General features: G+C 38.2%; 11 protein-coding genes. 9 read left to right on the plus strand and 2 right to left on the minus strand.

Features of this window, described 5'->3' with window-relative positions; genetic code table 11:
- The first annotated feature begins 84 nt into the window (after positions 1-84).
- The 5 genes from DEU39_RS09375 (at position 85) to DEU39_RS09395 (ending at position 11,138) form a co-directional block, all read left to right on the plus strand.
- Complete coding sequence (locus DEU39_RS09375; RefSeq protein WP_120231734.1) at positions 85-1,170, plus strand: efflux RND transporter periplasmic adaptor subunit; 1,086 nt, start codon at positions 85-87, stop codon at positions 1,168-1,170.
- A gap of 15 nt (positions 1,171-1,185) precedes the next feature.
- Complete coding sequence (locus DEU39_RS09380) at positions 1,186-4,347, plus strand: efflux RND transporter permease subunit (protein WP_120231735.1); 3,162 nt, start codon at positions 1,186-1,188, stop codon at positions 4,345-4,347.
- Positions 4,340-5,809, plus strand: coding sequence for a TolC family protein (locus DEU39_RS09385; protein WP_120231736.1), 1,470 nt, complete (start codon positions 4,340-4,342; stop codon positions 5,807-5,809). Before DEU39_RS09380 ends, DEU39_RS09385 begins: the two co-directional genes overlap by 8 nt.
- Positions 5,810-6,709: 900 nt before the next feature.
- The gene (locus tag DEU39_RS09390) at positions 6,710-9,664 is read left to right on the plus strand and encodes a SusC/RagA family TonB-linked outer membrane protein (RefSeq protein WP_120231737.1); all 2,955 of its coding nucleotides are present in this window, start codon (positions 6,710-6,712) and stop codon (positions 9,662-9,664) included.
- Positions 9,665-9,674: 10 nt separating this feature from the next.
- Positions 9,675-11,138 carry a RagB/SusD family nutrient uptake outer membrane protein gene (locus tag DEU39_RS09395; RefSeq protein WP_062671974.1) on the plus strand — a complete coding sequence of 488 codons (1,464 nt, stop codon included), beginning with the start codon at positions 9,675-9,677 and terminating at the stop codon, positions 11,136-11,138.
- 324 nt (positions 11,139-11,462) lie between these two features.
- On the opposite strand, the gene DEU39_RS09400 is transcribed toward DEU39_RS09395, so the two are convergent.
- Together DEU39_RS09400 and DEU39_RS09405 are read right to left on the minus strand one after the other, a co-directional pair.
- Positions 11,463-11,975 (minus strand): hypothetical protein, encoded by a 513-nt coding sequence (locus DEU39_RS09400; protein WP_120231738.1) that lies wholly within the window; start codon positions 11,973-11,975, stop codon positions 11,463-11,465.
- A 74-nt stretch (positions 11,976-12,049) separates the two neighbouring features.
- Positions 12,050-12,559, minus strand: a complete 510-nt coding sequence (locus DEU39_RS09405; protein ID WP_228436722.1) for a DUF305 domain-containing protein — start codon at positions 12,557-12,559, stop codon at positions 12,050-12,052.
- A 174-nt stretch (positions 12,560-12,733) separates the two neighbouring features.
- On the opposite strand from DEU39_RS09405, the gene bla reads away from it, so the two are divergent.
- From bla to DEU39_RS09425, 4 genes are all read left to right on the plus strand, one after another.
- The gene (gene bla, locus DEU39_RS09410; RefSeq protein WP_120231740.1) at positions 12,734-13,624 is read left to right on the plus strand and encodes a class A beta-lactamase; all 891 of its coding nucleotides are present in this window, start codon (positions 12,734-12,736) and stop codon (positions 13,622-13,624) included.
- Positions 13,625-14,665 carry a serine hydrolase domain-containing protein gene (locus tag DEU39_RS09415; protein WP_120231741.1) on the plus strand — a complete coding sequence of 347 codons (1,041 nt, stop codon included), beginning with the start codon at positions 13,625-13,627 and terminating at the stop codon, positions 14,663-14,665.
- A gap of 542 nt (positions 14,666-15,207) precedes the next feature.
- Positions 15,208-15,768 (plus strand): hypothetical protein, encoded by a 561-nt coding sequence (locus tag DEU39_RS09420; protein ID WP_062671985.1) that lies wholly within the window; start codon positions 15,208-15,210, stop codon positions 15,766-15,768.
- A gap of 80 nt (positions 15,769-15,848) precedes the next feature.
- Entirely contained in the window at positions 15,849-16,544 is a 696-nt protein-coding gene (locus DEU39_RS09425) for an ABC transporter ATP-binding protein (protein ID WP_114821775.1), read from the plus strand.
- Positions 16,545-16,571: the final 27 nt, after the last annotated feature.

Raw genomic sequence — 16,571 nt, forward strand, 5'->3', positions numbered from 1 at the left:
AACCTTATCTGCTTTCATGCTTTATTGTGAGAGCCGGTAACTCTATTTTTTCAATTATAAATTATTATAAAAACAATATTTATCATGGTCAAGAAAAGTCTCATGTATATCAACTTGTGCCTTATTCTCTTGTTTGTAAGCTGTCAATCTGAAAAAAAGGAAAAAACAGAAGCAGCGTCATTCAACGTTACAAGCCCGCTTATTAAAGATACTTTAGTCAACAAAGATTATGTTGCACAGATCCGTTCTATCAATCATATTGAGCTTCGTGCCCAGGAAAAAGGATACATCCAGTCTATTTATGTAGATGAAGGGCAGTTTGTTCAGAAAGGGCAGCTGATGTTCAAAATCATGCCTAATCTTTATGAATCTGATGTAAACCGTGCCAAAGCGGAATCCAAATACGCGCAAATCGAATATCAGAATACCAAAAATCTTTCTGACAAAAACATCGTTGCTCCTCAGGAAATGGCTATGGCTAAAGCAAGGTATGAAAAAGCCCAGGCCGAACTTGCTTCAATGAATACCCATTTAAAATTTACCGAAATCCGTGCTCCGTTTGCCGGAATTGTAGGAAAATTACACGTACGTAAAGGAAGTCTTGTAGATGAAGGTGAGCTTGTAACCGAGCTTTCCGACAACAGCAAAATGTGGGTATATTTCAATGTACCGGAAGCTGAATATCTTAATCAGATGGATGCCAAAAAGGATAATAATCCAATGCATGTACGTTTAAGAATGGCCAATGGCAAAGAGTTTACACAAGATGGTATTGTACAAACCATAGAGTCTGATTTTGACAATGAAACCGGAAATATCGCTTACAGGGCTACTTTCCCAAATCCGAAAGGACTGTTGAGATACGGAGAAACCGGAAACATCGTTATCACCTCACCTTATGCCAATGCAATGATGATTCCACAGAAAGCGACTTTCGAAGAGCTGGAAAAGAAATATGTCTATGTGATTGGTAAAGATGGTAAGGTACATGCAAGAGAAATAAAAGTTGCTGCTGAATTACCGCATATTTATGTTGTCGCTTCAGGGCTTGGAAAGGATGACAGAATCCTTTTGGAAGGGCTTAGAATGGTTCAGGAAAACCAGAAGATCAGCTCAAAATATCAAAAGCCTGAAAAAGTAATGTCGAACCTGGATCTGTACGCCGAGTAACCCAAAAACAGCATTATGTTTAAAAAAGTAATACACCGACCGGTTTTCGCCATTGTGATATCGGTTGTGATCCTGTTTATGGGAGGGATTGCTATGAAGCAGCTTCCTACGGAACAGTTTCCAAAAATTGCCCCTACCACAGTAGCCGTTTCTATTGCCTATCCCGGCGCGAGTGCAGATGTATTGGTAAAATCATCTTTGATTACGATTGAAAATGCCATCAATGGAGTTCAGGGAATGCGTTATATCACCACCGATGCCACCAGTGCAGGAGAAGCTACTGTGAACGTTGTCTTCGATCCCGGAACCGATCCGAATGAGGCAGTCGTTCTGGTAAAAACCAGAGTGGACCAGGTAATGCCTTTACTACCGGAACTGGTACAGAAAGAAGGAGTTGTTGTCAACCCGATTCAGCCGAGTATGCTGATGTACGTAAACCTTTACAGTACGAATAAAAGTATGGATGAAAAATTCCTGTACAACTACTCTATGGTGAATATCATCCCGGAAATTAACCGTATCCACGGGATTGCAAAATCTCAGATCCTGGGAAGCCGAAGATATGCCATGCGTATCTGGCTGAACCCTGACCGTATGCGTGCTTATGACATCTCTGTAGATGAGGTGATGAAAGCTATCGGCGAACAAAGTATCATTGGACGCCCGGGGAGAATCGGACAAAGTTCCGGTATTGCAGCACAGTCACTGGAATATGTACTGACTTATAAAGGGCAATACAACAAACCGGAAGAATATGAAAATATTATCGTGCGTTCCAATGCCGAAGGAGAAAATGTAAAGCTAAAAGATATTGCCAAAGTAGAATTGGGAAGTGAATTCTTTGATATTTATTCCAATCTTGACGGGCATCCTTCCGCATCTATCGTTTTAAAACAGAATTACGGAAGTAATGCCAATGACGTAATCAGAGATGTGAAAGCAAAACTGGCAGAAATGAAAGGGAACTTTCCTCCGGGAGTTGATTATAAAATCAGTTATGACGTTTCCCAATTCCTTGATGCTTCTATCGAACAGGTAATGCATACGTTGAGAGATGCGTTTATCCTTGTGGCCATCGTGGTTTTCATTTTCCTTGGTGACTGGCGTTCTACTTTGATTCCTATTATTGCCGTGCCGGTTTCTTTGATCGGAACATTCTTTGTGATCCAATTCTTTGGGTTAACCATCAACCTTGTTACTCTTTTTGCTTTGGTACTGGCCATCGGTATTGTGGTTGATAACGCGATTGTAGTGATAGAAGCCGTTCACGCCAAAATGGAAAACAGTAATATTTCGCCTTATAAAGCGGTAAAAGAAGTGATGGGTGAAATTGCCGGAGCTATTATTGCCATTACAGCCGTGATGGTAGCCGTATTCATTCCTATTTCATTTATGACAGGTCCGGTGGGAACTTTCTACCGTCAGTTTTCTATTACCATGGCAAGCTCTATTGTGATTTCTGCGGTAGTAGCCCTTACTCTGACTCCGGTTTTAGCTGCAATGCTATTGAAAAACCATCATGGAAAGCCTAAGAAAGTCAATATTTTCACCAAAGCTTTAGACTCTTTTAACAGCGGGTTTGATAAAATAACAGGAAAATATGCTTCATTCCTTAGAAAAATCGTAAGCCGAAAGGTGGTAACATGGGGAATTCTGATTGCTTTCTGTGCCGGAATTGTGATGATCAATAAAGTACTTCCTGGCGGGTTTATCCCGAATGAAGACCAGGGAACTATCTATGCTATTATCCAGACTCCTCCGGGTTCTACCCTTGAGCAGACGAATAAGGTTTCCAGAACATTGCAGAAAATCTGTATGGGTGTAGACGGTGTGGAATCTGTATCATCCCTGGCAGGATACGAAATCATGACGGAAGGCCGTGGTTCGAATGCAGGAACCTGTCTGATCAACCTTAAAAGCTGGAACGACCGTGATCATTCTGTGAAGGAGATCATGGAAGAACTGGAAGAAAAATCAAAAGATCTTGGAGCTACCATTGAGTTCTTTGAACCACCAGCTGTACCAGGATTCGGATCTTCGGGAGGTTTCTCTATGAGACTTCTGGATCTGAACAGAACGACAGATTATCAGGAATTTGATAAAGCCAATAAAGATTTCATCGCACAGCTTAAAAAGCGTAAGGAGCTTTCTGGAGTCTTCACCTTTTTTGCGGCTAATTATCCTCAGTATGAGCTGGTATTTGATAATAATGCAGCCATGCAGAAAGGAGTTTCTATCGGAAAAGCGATGGACAACCTCAACATTCTGATCGGTAGTACCTATGAACAGGGCTTTATCCGTTTCGGGCAGTTCTTCAAGGTGTATGTGCAGTCGTCTCCGGAATTCAGAAGGCTTCCTACGGATATTATGAACCTGTATGTGAAGAATGACCGTGATGAAATGGTGCCTTATTCAGCATTTATGACGATGAAAAAGACACAGGGACCGAACGAAATCACTCGTTACAACATGTACAATTCCGCAGCAATCCGTGGTCTTCCGGCTGCAGGCTATACAACGGCAGATGCTATTCAGGCCATCAATGAAACCGCGGCCAAAACACTTCCTCACGGATATAAAGTTGCATGGGAAGGATTGTCTTATGATGAGGCGCAACGTGGTAATGAAGCGATCTATGTATTCCTTGTTGTTTTGGTATTCGTGTATCTGGTTCTGGCGGCACAATATGAAAGTTTCCTGATTCCGTTTGCGGTACTTTGCTCTTTACCGGTGGGAGTTTTCGGGTCTTTCTTATTATTAAAAGCAATGGGACTTGAAAATGACATCTATGCACAGGTAGGATTGATCATGATTATCGGATTACTGGGTAAAAACGCAGTACTTATTGTAGAATTTGCCGTGAAAAGGCGTCAGGCAGGAGATTCTATTCTCGAAGCTGCCGTAGAAGGCTCCAAAGCCCGTTTCAGACCGATTCTGATGACTTCTTTTGCCTTTATTGCAGGATTGGTTCCGCTTGTTTTTGCAAGAGGTGCGGGAGCGATCGGAAACCATACCATTGGGGCATCTTCACTGGGAGGAATGCTGATAGGAACACTGTTCGGAGTGATTGTCATTCCAGGGCTTTACTACATATTTGCCAAGTGGTCTGATGGTAAAAAAATGATCAAAGACGAAGATGAATCTCCATTAAGCGAAGACATGATCCATTATGAATAAAAGAAAAATATATCAATATGCAGGTCTGGCAGTCGTCTTATTAAGTCTTACTGCCTGTAAACCTATAGAAATAGCACAGCGTGCTGAAAATAAAACCGTCCCTGAAAAATACGGTTCAGCAGAAAACGACACTATCAATACCGGAAAAATGAAGTGGAATGAATATTTCAGTGATCCTCATCTTCAGGAACTGATTACCCAGGCCCTTCAGAATAATCAGGAACTGAATATTGTCCTTCAGGAAATTGAAATGTCTAAAAATGAAATCAAAGCCAGGAAAGGGGAGTATCTTCCTTCTGTAGGTTTAAAAGCCGGAGCTGGTGTAGACAAGGTAAGCCGGTACACCAATATCGGAGCCATGGAGGCCAATACTGAAATAGAACCCGGCAGAGAAATGCCGGAACCTTTATTTGATTTTGGAGCAGGTGTTCAGGCACAGTGGGAAACGGATATCTGGGGAAAGCTGCATAATGCGACAAAAGCACAGGTACAGCGATATCTTGCCAGCATTGAAGGAAAGAACTTCATGACCACTCATCTTATTTCTGAAATTGCAGATTCTTATTATGAACTGTTGGCACTGGATAATGAGCTGGTTATTTTGAATCAGAATATTAAAATTCAGAATGATGCGCTGGATATTATCAAAGAGTTAAAAAAGAATGCGCGATCCAATGAACTGGCAGTACAGAGATTTGAAGCCCAGGTTCTGAAAACTCAGGGAATGCAGTATGACATTCAGCAGAAGATAGTTGAAACGGAGAACAGGATTAATTATCTGGTGGGAAGATTTCCACAACCCGTGGAAAGAAGTCAGGATTCTTTTGATTCTGTTATTCCGCAAGCTGTGTATGGAGGAATGCCTTCCGAACTATTGGAAAACCGTCCGGATATCAAACAGGCTGAATATGAACTGGCTGCTGCCAAGCTTGACATTAAAGTGGCCAAAGCAAGGTTCTACCCTTCTCTTGATCTTTCTGCAGGAGCCGGGTTACAGGCTTTTAATCCGTTGTATATCATCAAACCTCAGTCGTTTCTCTTTTCTCTTGCGGGAGAACTTACGGCACCATTGATCAACAGAAGAGCGATTAAAGCGGCTTATTATAATGCCAACGCCAAACAGATTCAGGCAGTGTATCATTATGAGCAGACTGTTTTAGGAGCTTATATTGAGGTAGCCAATCAATTGGCTAAAATTCATAATCTGGAAAGCAGTGTGAATATCAAAACGAAGGAAGTGGATGCTTTAACAAAGTCTATAGATATTTCCAACGACCTGTTCAAATATGCCCGTGCTGATTACATGGAAGTTTTACTGACTCAAAGGGATGCCCTGGAATCCAGGTTTGAGCTGGTAGAGAAGAAAGTGAACCAACTTAAAGCGAGTGTTGCTGTTTACAGAGCGCTTGGCGGTGGTTGGGATCAGGCTCCGTTGGCAGTTCCGGATATTAAGAAAGAATAAATCCATATTTTAATCTTGTTTTCATAAGAAGTCTATCGAAAGATGGGCTTCTTTTTTGTTATTACCGCAGATCTCACAGATTGACACAGAGGTTTGGGATAATTTTATATTATGATTGATCATTGATCATTGATCATTTATCAATTATAATTCAAACCGTCCTTAGCCATGATAGCAGCGGTTACCCCGCAGCAGAAAGTGGATTCAGCCAGGTGCGAGGAGTATGAGCGGATAGCAGGATGAAGCTCCTGATCCTTATTCCCATGAAAATACAGCTATAAAATAAGCAAAAGTCTACAAAATCAATAGACTTAATGCTGTTAATTTTAATTCATACTCCAAAATGTTACTTTTTTATCATTTTTTAACATTTCACACAATAAAATAAAACACTGATTGTCAATTGAATAAACTCAAATCTTTCATTTTTTTTCATATTAATCTACTAATTCGGTAGACTAATATGATTTATCTCATATGCTCCTTTTATAGGGGTTTGTCATTTATTAAATAATTTTGACCCAGTTAAAAAAATCATAAACTTTATTCTCATGAATAAGAATACCTTTAATTCTTACCTATGCACCATTATGGCGACAGCTCCTGCACAAGATATGTGTTATGGAATGTCTGACTTTTCACAGCACAACAGTATTTCCCAAGACATGTGCTTTGATATGATGGGCATGATGATGATGTGCTAACTTTTTAAGAGATACATTCATTACTGTAGGAATTAAAGCCTAAGAGTTCAAGGCTTCTTTCATCCGGGTACATCTCCTGTAAATTTTAATCTTCTGTTTTTTTATATCCTCCCTGAAAAAGGAGGCAGGGGATTATTATTTCTTACGGAGAGATCAGCAGTAATACACAATTCAGTTTTAAACCTAGATTAATATAATGAAAAAGAAACAATGCAAGCTTGGTGTACTGGCCTTATTGCTGTTCGCGGAATATGGTTTTGCACAAAGCAAAGACAGTCTTTCCGGAGAAACCTCCATAAAAGAAGTGGTGGTGGTAGCCTTCGGAAAACAAAAAAAAGAAGAAATTACAGGATCTGTACAGTCGCTGAAGGCTAAAGATCTTTCTAATCTTCAAAACGGAAATATTCTTCAGGGAATTGGAGGAAAAGTAGCGGGGGTACAGGTGATTTCCTCAGGACAGCCAGGCTCCCAGCCCACCATCAGAATGAGAGGAATAGGCTCTATCAACGCTTCCAGTGACCCCTTAATTGTACTGGATGGCATTCCGTACAGCGGAAACCTGAACAGTATTGCCGCATCGGAAATTGAAAGCATCTCTTTTCTTGAAGATGCTTCTTCGAATGCTTTATACGGTTCCAGAGGGGCTAATGGTGTTATTATTGTGAACACCAAAAGAGGAAAAAGTAAAGGCGTAAGTATAGAGGCTGATGTAAAAACAGGGGTTAATTTCAGATCTATTGAAGATTATTCGGTTTATACTTCTCCTCAGGATTATTATACCGCTTATTATAACAGAGCAAGAATTGGTGAAATCGCAAGACTGAAACAACCGGGAGCGGTTCCTTCCGGTCCTTCTCCTCATGATGTGGGACTTTCAGCGCTGACCAAACTGGGATATAATGTGTATAATGTTCCTTTTAATCAGCTGATTTCAAAAGAAGGCTCTTTCAATCCCGATGCGAAATTATTATATCAGGATGACTGGAAGAAACTGCTTTTCAGACCTGCTTTGCGAAGAGAAGCCACAGTAGGTATCAATGCCAATGGGGATCAGATAAAATCTTATACATCCCTTAATTATCTGGATGATAAAGGATATCTGATTTCTTCAGGTTTTGAAAGATTCGGGATCAGGTCAAATGTAGACTACGCTATCACTTCAAAACTGAAGCTGACCAGTGCTTTATCCTACACGTACAGCAAGCAGGATTTTGGTGAGGCCGGAGGTTTCTCCAACCCTTTCCAGTTTGCCCGAAATATTGCACCTTTCTATCCTGTTTTCTTAAGGGACAACAACTATCAGAGGCTTTATGACAGCTATGGAAATGCTTTATACGACTATGGAGACGGTCAGGGACCTAATGGTGCTACAAGATCTTATGCTGTATTTGAAAATCCTGTAGGCAATCTGCAAAAAAACAAATCGCAGACGGTAAGCAATGTGACCAATCTTAATCTTGGTTTAAATTATGAAATCATCAAAGGACTGGATTTTACCTATAATTTCGGTGCTTATCTCGAAAATAACAGAAACCTGCAGTTCGGAAATACGGAAGGTGGAACTTCATCTTCTGTAGGAGGAACCATTTCTCAAGGTTCTAATTTCAAATATACACTGAACCACCAGCAGTTGCTTACCTACCAGAAAAAACTGGGAAATCACAGCTTTAATCTTCTTGCAGGACATGAACTGAATAAGATAAAAGATAATGGATTCTCCGGATCAAAGCAGCAGCTTTTATTACCTGACTCACAAGCTTTTGATAATGCCGTGAAAATTACCGGTTTATCAGGAAGCGGTTATGAATATGCAGTAGAAGGCTATTTCACAAGGTTATTGTATAATTATGACGGGAAATATTTCTTTAATGCCAATATCCGTAGAGACGGTTCTTCTGTATTTTCTCCGGAGAGCAGATGGGGAAATTTCTACGGACTGGGACTGGCATGGAATATCGCAAAAGAAGATTTCCTTAAAGACAACAGCGTGATTAATTCTTTAAAATTAAAAGCTTCTTATGGCCAGCAGGGAAATGACAACATTCTTTTAGGCGGTTCCAGTAGAGATTATTATGCTTATCAGGATATCTACGGAATCAATAACTTCGGAAATGATAAACCTGTACTCTCTCTTAAAAAACAGGGAAATAAGGATCTGAAATGGGAAACCTCCAAAAACCTGAATGCCGGTTTTGAAATTTCACTTTTGAAAAACAGAATCAACCTGAATGCTGATTATTTTGAAAGGAAAGTTTCGGATATGATTTACACGCTTCCTCTTCCTCCCTCCAATGCAGGCTCCTATGTGAAGTATGGAAATATCGGAGATATGACCAACAGAGGTGTTCAGGCGAATGTCAATGTAGATATCCTTCGCGGTGATGAGTTCCAGTGGAGTTTTTATGCGAATGCCACTCACTATAAAAATAAGATTACCAGATTACCGGCTGAGCAGAGAAATACAGGACTTGTTTCAGGTTTATTTATCCTGACAGAAGGTGGAGACCGTTACACCTATTTCCTAAAAGAATTTGCCGGAGTAAATCCTGAGAACGGTGATGCTTTATGGTATCACACAACCATCAACCCAACTACCCAAAAGGAAGAAAGAACAGTGACCAATAATTATAAGGAGGCCACCGACTATAACACCGGAAAGTCAGCGATTCCAAAGGTATATGGAGGATTCGGAACAGATTTCAGCTTTAAAAGATTTAATCTTTCAGTGAATTTCGCTTACCAGTTCGGAGGCTATGGATATGATGATATTTACAGAAGCTTATTCCATTCTGACAGCTATGGTTCCAACTATTCAACAGATCTGGATAAAACCTGGACTCCGGAAAATCCAACGGCTGCCTTACCGAGAGTAGATCTTACCGCTACAAACCAGAACGGAAATTCAACGCTGTATCTGATCAAATCGGATTATATCAGCCTTCAGGACGTAACCCTCTCCTATCAGCTTCCCGATGGTTTTGCACAACAGGCAGGCTTATCAGGTTTGAAAATCTATGTGACAGGAAACAACCTGTACCTATGGTCCAAGAGAAAAGGTTATGATCCGAGAGCTTCGCTGACGGGAGTTTCAGATTCGTACCGGTATTCTCTGTTGTCAAGCGTCTCTTTAGGCTTTAAACTTAACTTTTAAAAGAACAGGAATGAACACAATACAATACTTTATAACAGCTGTAACCCTAAGTTTTTTGGCTACCAGCTGTGCTAATGATCTCAATACGTTACCGGAAGGGGATATTTCCGGGGAGCAGCTCAATAACGATGCAAACAGTCCGGAAAAAATTCTGGGTGGAATCTATCTTGATCTTCGAAGCAATGGTGCAGGCGGTACCACCGTTCACTCAGATTTCGGAATCATGGGAATTAAAGCAGGTGCTGATCTGATGTCTAATGATGTGATCCAGTCTACCAACCAGCATTTAGGAATGTTTTATAATTATGAAGCCACTAATGCCAGTAATATTGCTTCTGAGATTGTATGGACTACTTTTTATGCAAGAATATTCGTAATCAACAAGCTGCTGGATGGTCTGGATAAAAATGCCAATGCAAAAAACAGAGCCATTGCAGGACAGCTGCTCGCTTTAAGAGCTTATTCCTACTTTTATCTGGTGCGTTTTTATGCCAATGATTATAACGGACATCAGTCTGAGCCCGGCCTTCCATTGGTTCTTACCGCAGCTAATCCAAGTCAGGGACTTCCGAGATCAACAGTTGCTGAGGTATATACGCAAATCAAAAAAGATATAGAAGAATCTGTAACGCTTTTGGATACTTACACCAGACCTTCCAGAGCCCAGATAGACCAAAGAACTGCTAAAGCTATTGCCGCAGAAGTATTTCTGGAAACACGGGATTATATCAAGGCAGCCCAATATGCTCAGGAAAGTAAACAGGGAATTGCCCTTATGACCGAGGATGATTATACCAATACCGGATTTTCCAATATCAATAATCCTGAGGTAATATGGGGTTTTCATAATACGATCTCCACAATGAGCATCGGAAATTATTATGCTTCTTTCTTCTCCATGTTTGATAATACGAATGAAGGATATGCCGGAGCCGCACAGATCCGTAAGCTGATTGACAAGCGTCTTTATGAAGCCATTCCGGCAACGGATTACCGTAAAAAAGTATTCAATGGAAACCAGAATGCTGCATATACATTCAACGGAAAAACGAAGAATTATCCGCCTTACGTAAGCTGGAAGTTTAAAGATCCCACGCTTTTTGAAGGAGATTATATTTACATCAGAGCATCTTCACTATATTATATACAAGCGGAAGCTCTTGCCAGACAAGGAAGAGAAGCAGAAGCAAGACAGGTATTATTTGACATTACCTCCAAAAGAGATCAGGCTTACACATTATCTACGAAATCAGGCAGCGAGCTGATTAATGAAATTGTCCTACAAAAGAGAATAGAACTTTGGGGTGAAGGCTACGCCTGGTTTGATATGAAAAGACTTAATACTCCTTTAGAAAGAGTATACACCGGAACGAATCATACTTTTGGAAGATTCAACCTGACTCCTGATAAATTCAGATTCCAGATTCCTAATAAAGAGATTAATAATAACCCACAAATCAAACAGAATGAGTAGATAAACAGAAACAATTTTACATTCAAATATATTCAGTGACGAGGCGCCATTTACTTGTAAGTGGCGCCTTTTTTATTGACTAAGGTAAGTTGCTGATATATTTTTGACTTTTACTTGCTAAAAAACTTTGATTTTTTCGCGCCTTAAAATTATGCATAGAATTAAAAAGCTTTGCGTCTTTGCGTTTTCAAAAAACACAAATAATAAAGGTATAATTGAAAAACGTAAAGACGCAAATTCTATTAAGAAGACTGCTATAAGGCGCAAGAATTTTATCTGCGATAAAATTGAATACTGTTTATTTCAAAGCCTCTTACAGATTCTTTATTTTATAATAATATCAGACTTGTAATGATCTTTTACGAGTTCACCATTTTTATACAATCTCTGGTTAACCACTTTTCCCTTTTCATTAAAATAAAGCCACAACGCATTTTTTCTTCCTAAAGAATCCAGACGTCCCATTTCTTTCGGCATTTTGTTGTTATGAAGAATCTTAACAGGATACAATCCTTTCAGGTCTTTCAGGAAATCCACTTTTTCAGGGATCAGTTCAGAGTCATTCCCGATTTTGAAAATATATTTTTTCCCTTTGTCACTATTCAAAATCAGTTCATCACCTGATATCTTATATTTACCTTCTGAAAAAGGTGCTGTTAAGATTTGATCATAGCTTACAAGTTCTGTTTTTAAAAACTCAAAATTCCCATCTTTTATATAAAGTGAATAGCTTCCATTTCCCGATTCCAATTCAACATATTTAGGGTATTCTTTATCTTTTTTACAGGAAATAACGGAGAAATGAAGTACAAAAAAGCAGATAATTTTAATTTTCATACGAACTAAATTATTAAAATATCCTGAATAAAATAACAGTAGATCACCATTCTTGTTGTTTTCTGCCTCCTACTCTACCTTCTTTCAAACTCCTTAAGTTTTCTTTTCATCAGCTTAATTTCTGCAGATTGGGTTTTAAAAATATTTCTCTGAAGAATAATCAGTTGTGGATCGCTGAGGTGTACTTTTTCAGATATCAAAAGGGCAGCTGCATGATGAGGAATCATACTTTTTACAAACTGCCTGTCATCCACATTCACCTGTTCTCTGATTCCAAACCAGGAAAAAAGACTTGTCATCACTCCAATACTTACAATGATACAATTGAGTTTTCTGTTTCTATACCTCTTTCGCATAACCCATAATTCAATAAGTAACATGGCTGAAACCATCATGAGAGTCATGTATAAATTATTAATATTTGAAATAAAATTTCTCGGGTTGTCTATCATCGTGTACATAATGATGTACATAAAACAGAACATCATCAAAGCCATAAGTACAAATCGGCTGTACATTACAGAAGAATTAATTGAATGTTTTTTATCTTCTTTTAAAGAAGAGACTTCATTTTTATGCTTCATAATTTCCATAAGAGAGGGCACTGTAAATAATTATATAATTCAAAAACTTGTGATAAAAATAATACTATTTATCTGACAGGTTTATGCTTATACTCATAATAATTGACGAAAATATTTTATTGTGTAATCAAAAAAAAATATATTTGGAAACCTAAAAATTAAGACCAAACTCACATGAAAAAAGGAATTATTTTCACATTCTTCGCTCTGTTATTCCACTTATCTCTTTTCTCTCAGGGTTCTAAACTTCCGGATCTAAAAAAAACAATTGAATCCATTATCTCCAATAAAAAGGCAGATGTAGGAGTTTCAATTATTGATCCTTACCACAAAGAAAGAATACAGATTAATGGCAATAAGCTTTATCCAATGCTCAGTACCGTAAAGTTTCCAATTGCATTAACGGTTCTGAACAAAATAGAAAAAGGTGAACTTTCTTTACAGCAAAAACTGCTCATTAAAAAAGAGGAATTATTGGAAGATACCTGGAGCCCATTCAGGAAAGAATATCCTGATGGTAATATAGAAATCAGTTTGGAAGAAGCTATAAAATGGATGGTTTCTTACAGTGATAATAATTTAACTGATATTTTGCTAAGGTTAATTGGCGGGCCTGAGCCTGTACAACAATTCATCAATAGTAAAGATTTCATAATTAGGAACAATGAAGAAGATATGCATAAAGACTGGGAATCTCAATTTGTAAACAAAATAACACCCAATGAGACTACCAAACTGCTTGAGGCATTCAACAATGGAAAAATTCTCAACAAAAAACATACATTGTGGCTTTATAACGCCATTCTTAACAACACTACAGGAACAAAAAGGCTGAAGGGCAATTTGCCACAACATGTAAAAACAGCCCATAGAACAGGAACTTCCTTTACAAATAAAGAAGGAATGACGGGCGCTGTTAATGATTTTGGTATTATAGAAATTTCCGGTAAGAAAAAGTTCTACATCGCTGTTTTTATTCATGATACTTATGAAAAATTCGGTGATGCGGAAGCTATTATTGCTGATATCTCCAAAGCAGCCTATGAATATTACAACAAAAAATAAATGATGACCATAACAAAATTACTCTTCACAGGTGCAATTTCTACCCTGCTATCTATTAACGCGACAGCTCAGAGAAAAGACACTTATGCCCATAAAATTGACAGCATTATCACAGCTTCCAGCCCGATACAGTTCAATGGCGTTGTTCTGGTTACTCAAAAAGGAAATATACAATATCTGAAATCCAACGGTTACAAGGATTTTGAAAAAAAAATTCCTTTGAAAACAGATGATCAGTTTGAAATCATGTCAAACTCCAAGCAGGTGACCGCTGTTTTGGTTCTACAGGCTGCCGAACAGGGAAAACTGGATCTTCATACTCCTATCAAAAAATATCTTCCCACTCTTACACAAACCTGGGCAGATACAGTAACAATCCATCATCTCCTGAACCATACTCACGGAATTACCAAACTGGAAAAATCCTCAGCTTTCAAAGCCGGTTCACAGTTTAAATATGGAAATCTCTCTTATATGATGCTTGGAGAAATTCTTAAAAATACTACAGGAAAAAGTTTCACAGAACTTGCCGGTTTTCTTTTTAAAAAACTAAGAATGGATCAAACTTTTGTTTATAACCCAAAGAATAATCAATCTCTCGTTCCCGGTTATATGAATGAAAACAATCAGTTTGAGAAAGTAAAAGAGTCTTTTCTGAATGATGACATCGCTCCTGCCGCAGGAATCATTTCCACCGTACAGGATCTGGCAAAATGGGATCAGGCATTATTTAAAGGTAAACTTCTCTCCCCGGAATTTCAGAAATTAATGATGACCCCTTCCACACGTTCTCAGCATGATGTATTTGGAAAAGAAAGCATGGGATTCGGGTACAATATAAGGTTCATCAAAGAATCAGGTCTGGATTATTTTGCCGTGACTGGTCTTGGCGATGGCTTCACCTGTCTTAACACCTACTTTCCTTCCACAGATACAACATTGATCATCCTTGAAAATCAGATGCCTGAAAACCGTGAATACTGGAGTTTCAAAGAAGCTGCAATAAAAAATGCTGTTCTGAAGGCAATAACTTCTAAGTAAACCACAAAAAGCTTTTAAAAAATATCCACCAAAGGCTTTTAAAACAAACAGTATTTAATTTTATCGCAGATAAGATCTTTGACTGCTTTCAACAATAATAAACTGATTGTCAACAAACACCAGATCACTGTTGGGAGAAGCTACAAACAAGAGTTTGATGCTTTTGTAGCCACTGTTTCTAAAAACAAACTGTTATAATTTCTCTAATTTTATTTCACAAAATTTCAATTTTACTATTTATTTTAAATTAATTTTTTAATTAAATCTTACGTAAAGGTTTTTCAAACTGTTTTTCAATACATTACATCCTTCCAACGATCAAAAACCTATCGCAAACAAGCATCGCAGCACTTTAATAAAAAAGAATTAATCTCATGGTTACCAAACTTTTATATAAACCATGGAATCCATAGCATCAGCAGATGATCACGTATCAATATTAAAAAAAAGTGTTACTTTTGCTTTAACGATTAAAATTGTTTTTTAGCTTTTTTATGAGTAAATTTATGTGCACCAAGTTATAAAACATTAAAATTCATTCCATGAGAAAAATAATTCTACTTATTACATGTATGTTCGGTATTTCAGTTTTCTCACAGATCAAAGTGTTGAAAAATGAAAGTTTGGTGGAAATTGGTAAAGATAATTCCGTTGGTCTCTATAAAAAGGAAGATAAATTTACAGTCAACTACCAGGATCTGAACACCAGCAACCTGAACACAATCCGCTCTTTTTCATTCCAGAATCTTAATGGTGATGTGGCCGGATTATATAAGCTTATTATGGATGGTTTTGTTACCACTCCAGAAGAAAATGTTGTATTGGAACTTCCCAATGACATCATAGAACTTCATTATGAAAAAAACTATGGTCAACAAACCATGCAGTTTATCCAGGTGATCAACAAAAACAGAAAGTACATTGGAAAATCACAGTTTTTAACCCAAAAACAGGTCGAAAAAATTTTTGGAAGAACCAATGGAAAGTATGCGATGTATGACAAACCGGCCACGATAAACCCAACGGGTAATAAGGGAACCACAAATACAGCCTCTACAGCAACTCCGGCATCAGGCGGAGCCAAGAAAAAATCAAGAAAATAATTATATTTTATAAATATTGCGAAACTCATTCTATCGGATGAGTTTTTTTATTTTATTTTTGCAGAAAGATAGTAAAACTTATGCCGCTTCAGATAATCAATTTAACCAAAAAATTTGGTGAACAGACTGCCCTTGACAACATCAACATTTCTATTGATAAAAATGAGATCATCGGTCTTCTTGGCCCAAACGGTGCCGGAAAATCTACCCTGATGAAATCTATTGTCGGTGCACTGAAAATTGATCAGGGAGAAATTATTTTCAATGGAATGAATATCTCAGACCATGAGATCGAAAGCAAAAAGAAAATCGGTTTTCTTCCTGAAAATAATCCGCTTTATCTGGAGATGTATGTGAAAGAATACCTTCAGTTTGTTGCCAACATCCACAAAATTTCTGAATCCAGGGTAGATGAGGTGATCGAACTGGTAGGAATTACTCCCGAAAAATCTAAAAAGATCGGCCAGTTATCTAAAGGATATAAACAGCGTGTAGGGCTTGCGCAGGCCATTATTCATCAACCGGATTTACTGATTCTGGATGAGCCTACCAACGGTCTTGATCCTAACCAAATCATTGAAATCCGTAATGTGGTAAAAGAAATCGGACAGCAAAAGACTGTTTTACTTTCTACCCACATTATGCAGGAAGTGGAGGCGCTTTGCTCTAGAGTCATTCTGATCCATAAAGGAAATATTCTTCAGGACTGCCCTATTGATGAGTTTAAAGGTAAATTTGAAAGCCTGGAAGATGCTTTTGCAAGTTATACCGCATAAAAGTATGAGATCGCCCGAAAGTTTTTC

The sequence above is a fragment of the Chryseobacterium sp. AG363 genome (assembly GCF_003610675.1).
GTDB classification, from domain to species: domain Bacteria; phylum Bacteroidota; class Bacteroidia; order Flavobacteriales; family Weeksellaceae; genus Chryseobacterium; species Chryseobacterium cucumeris.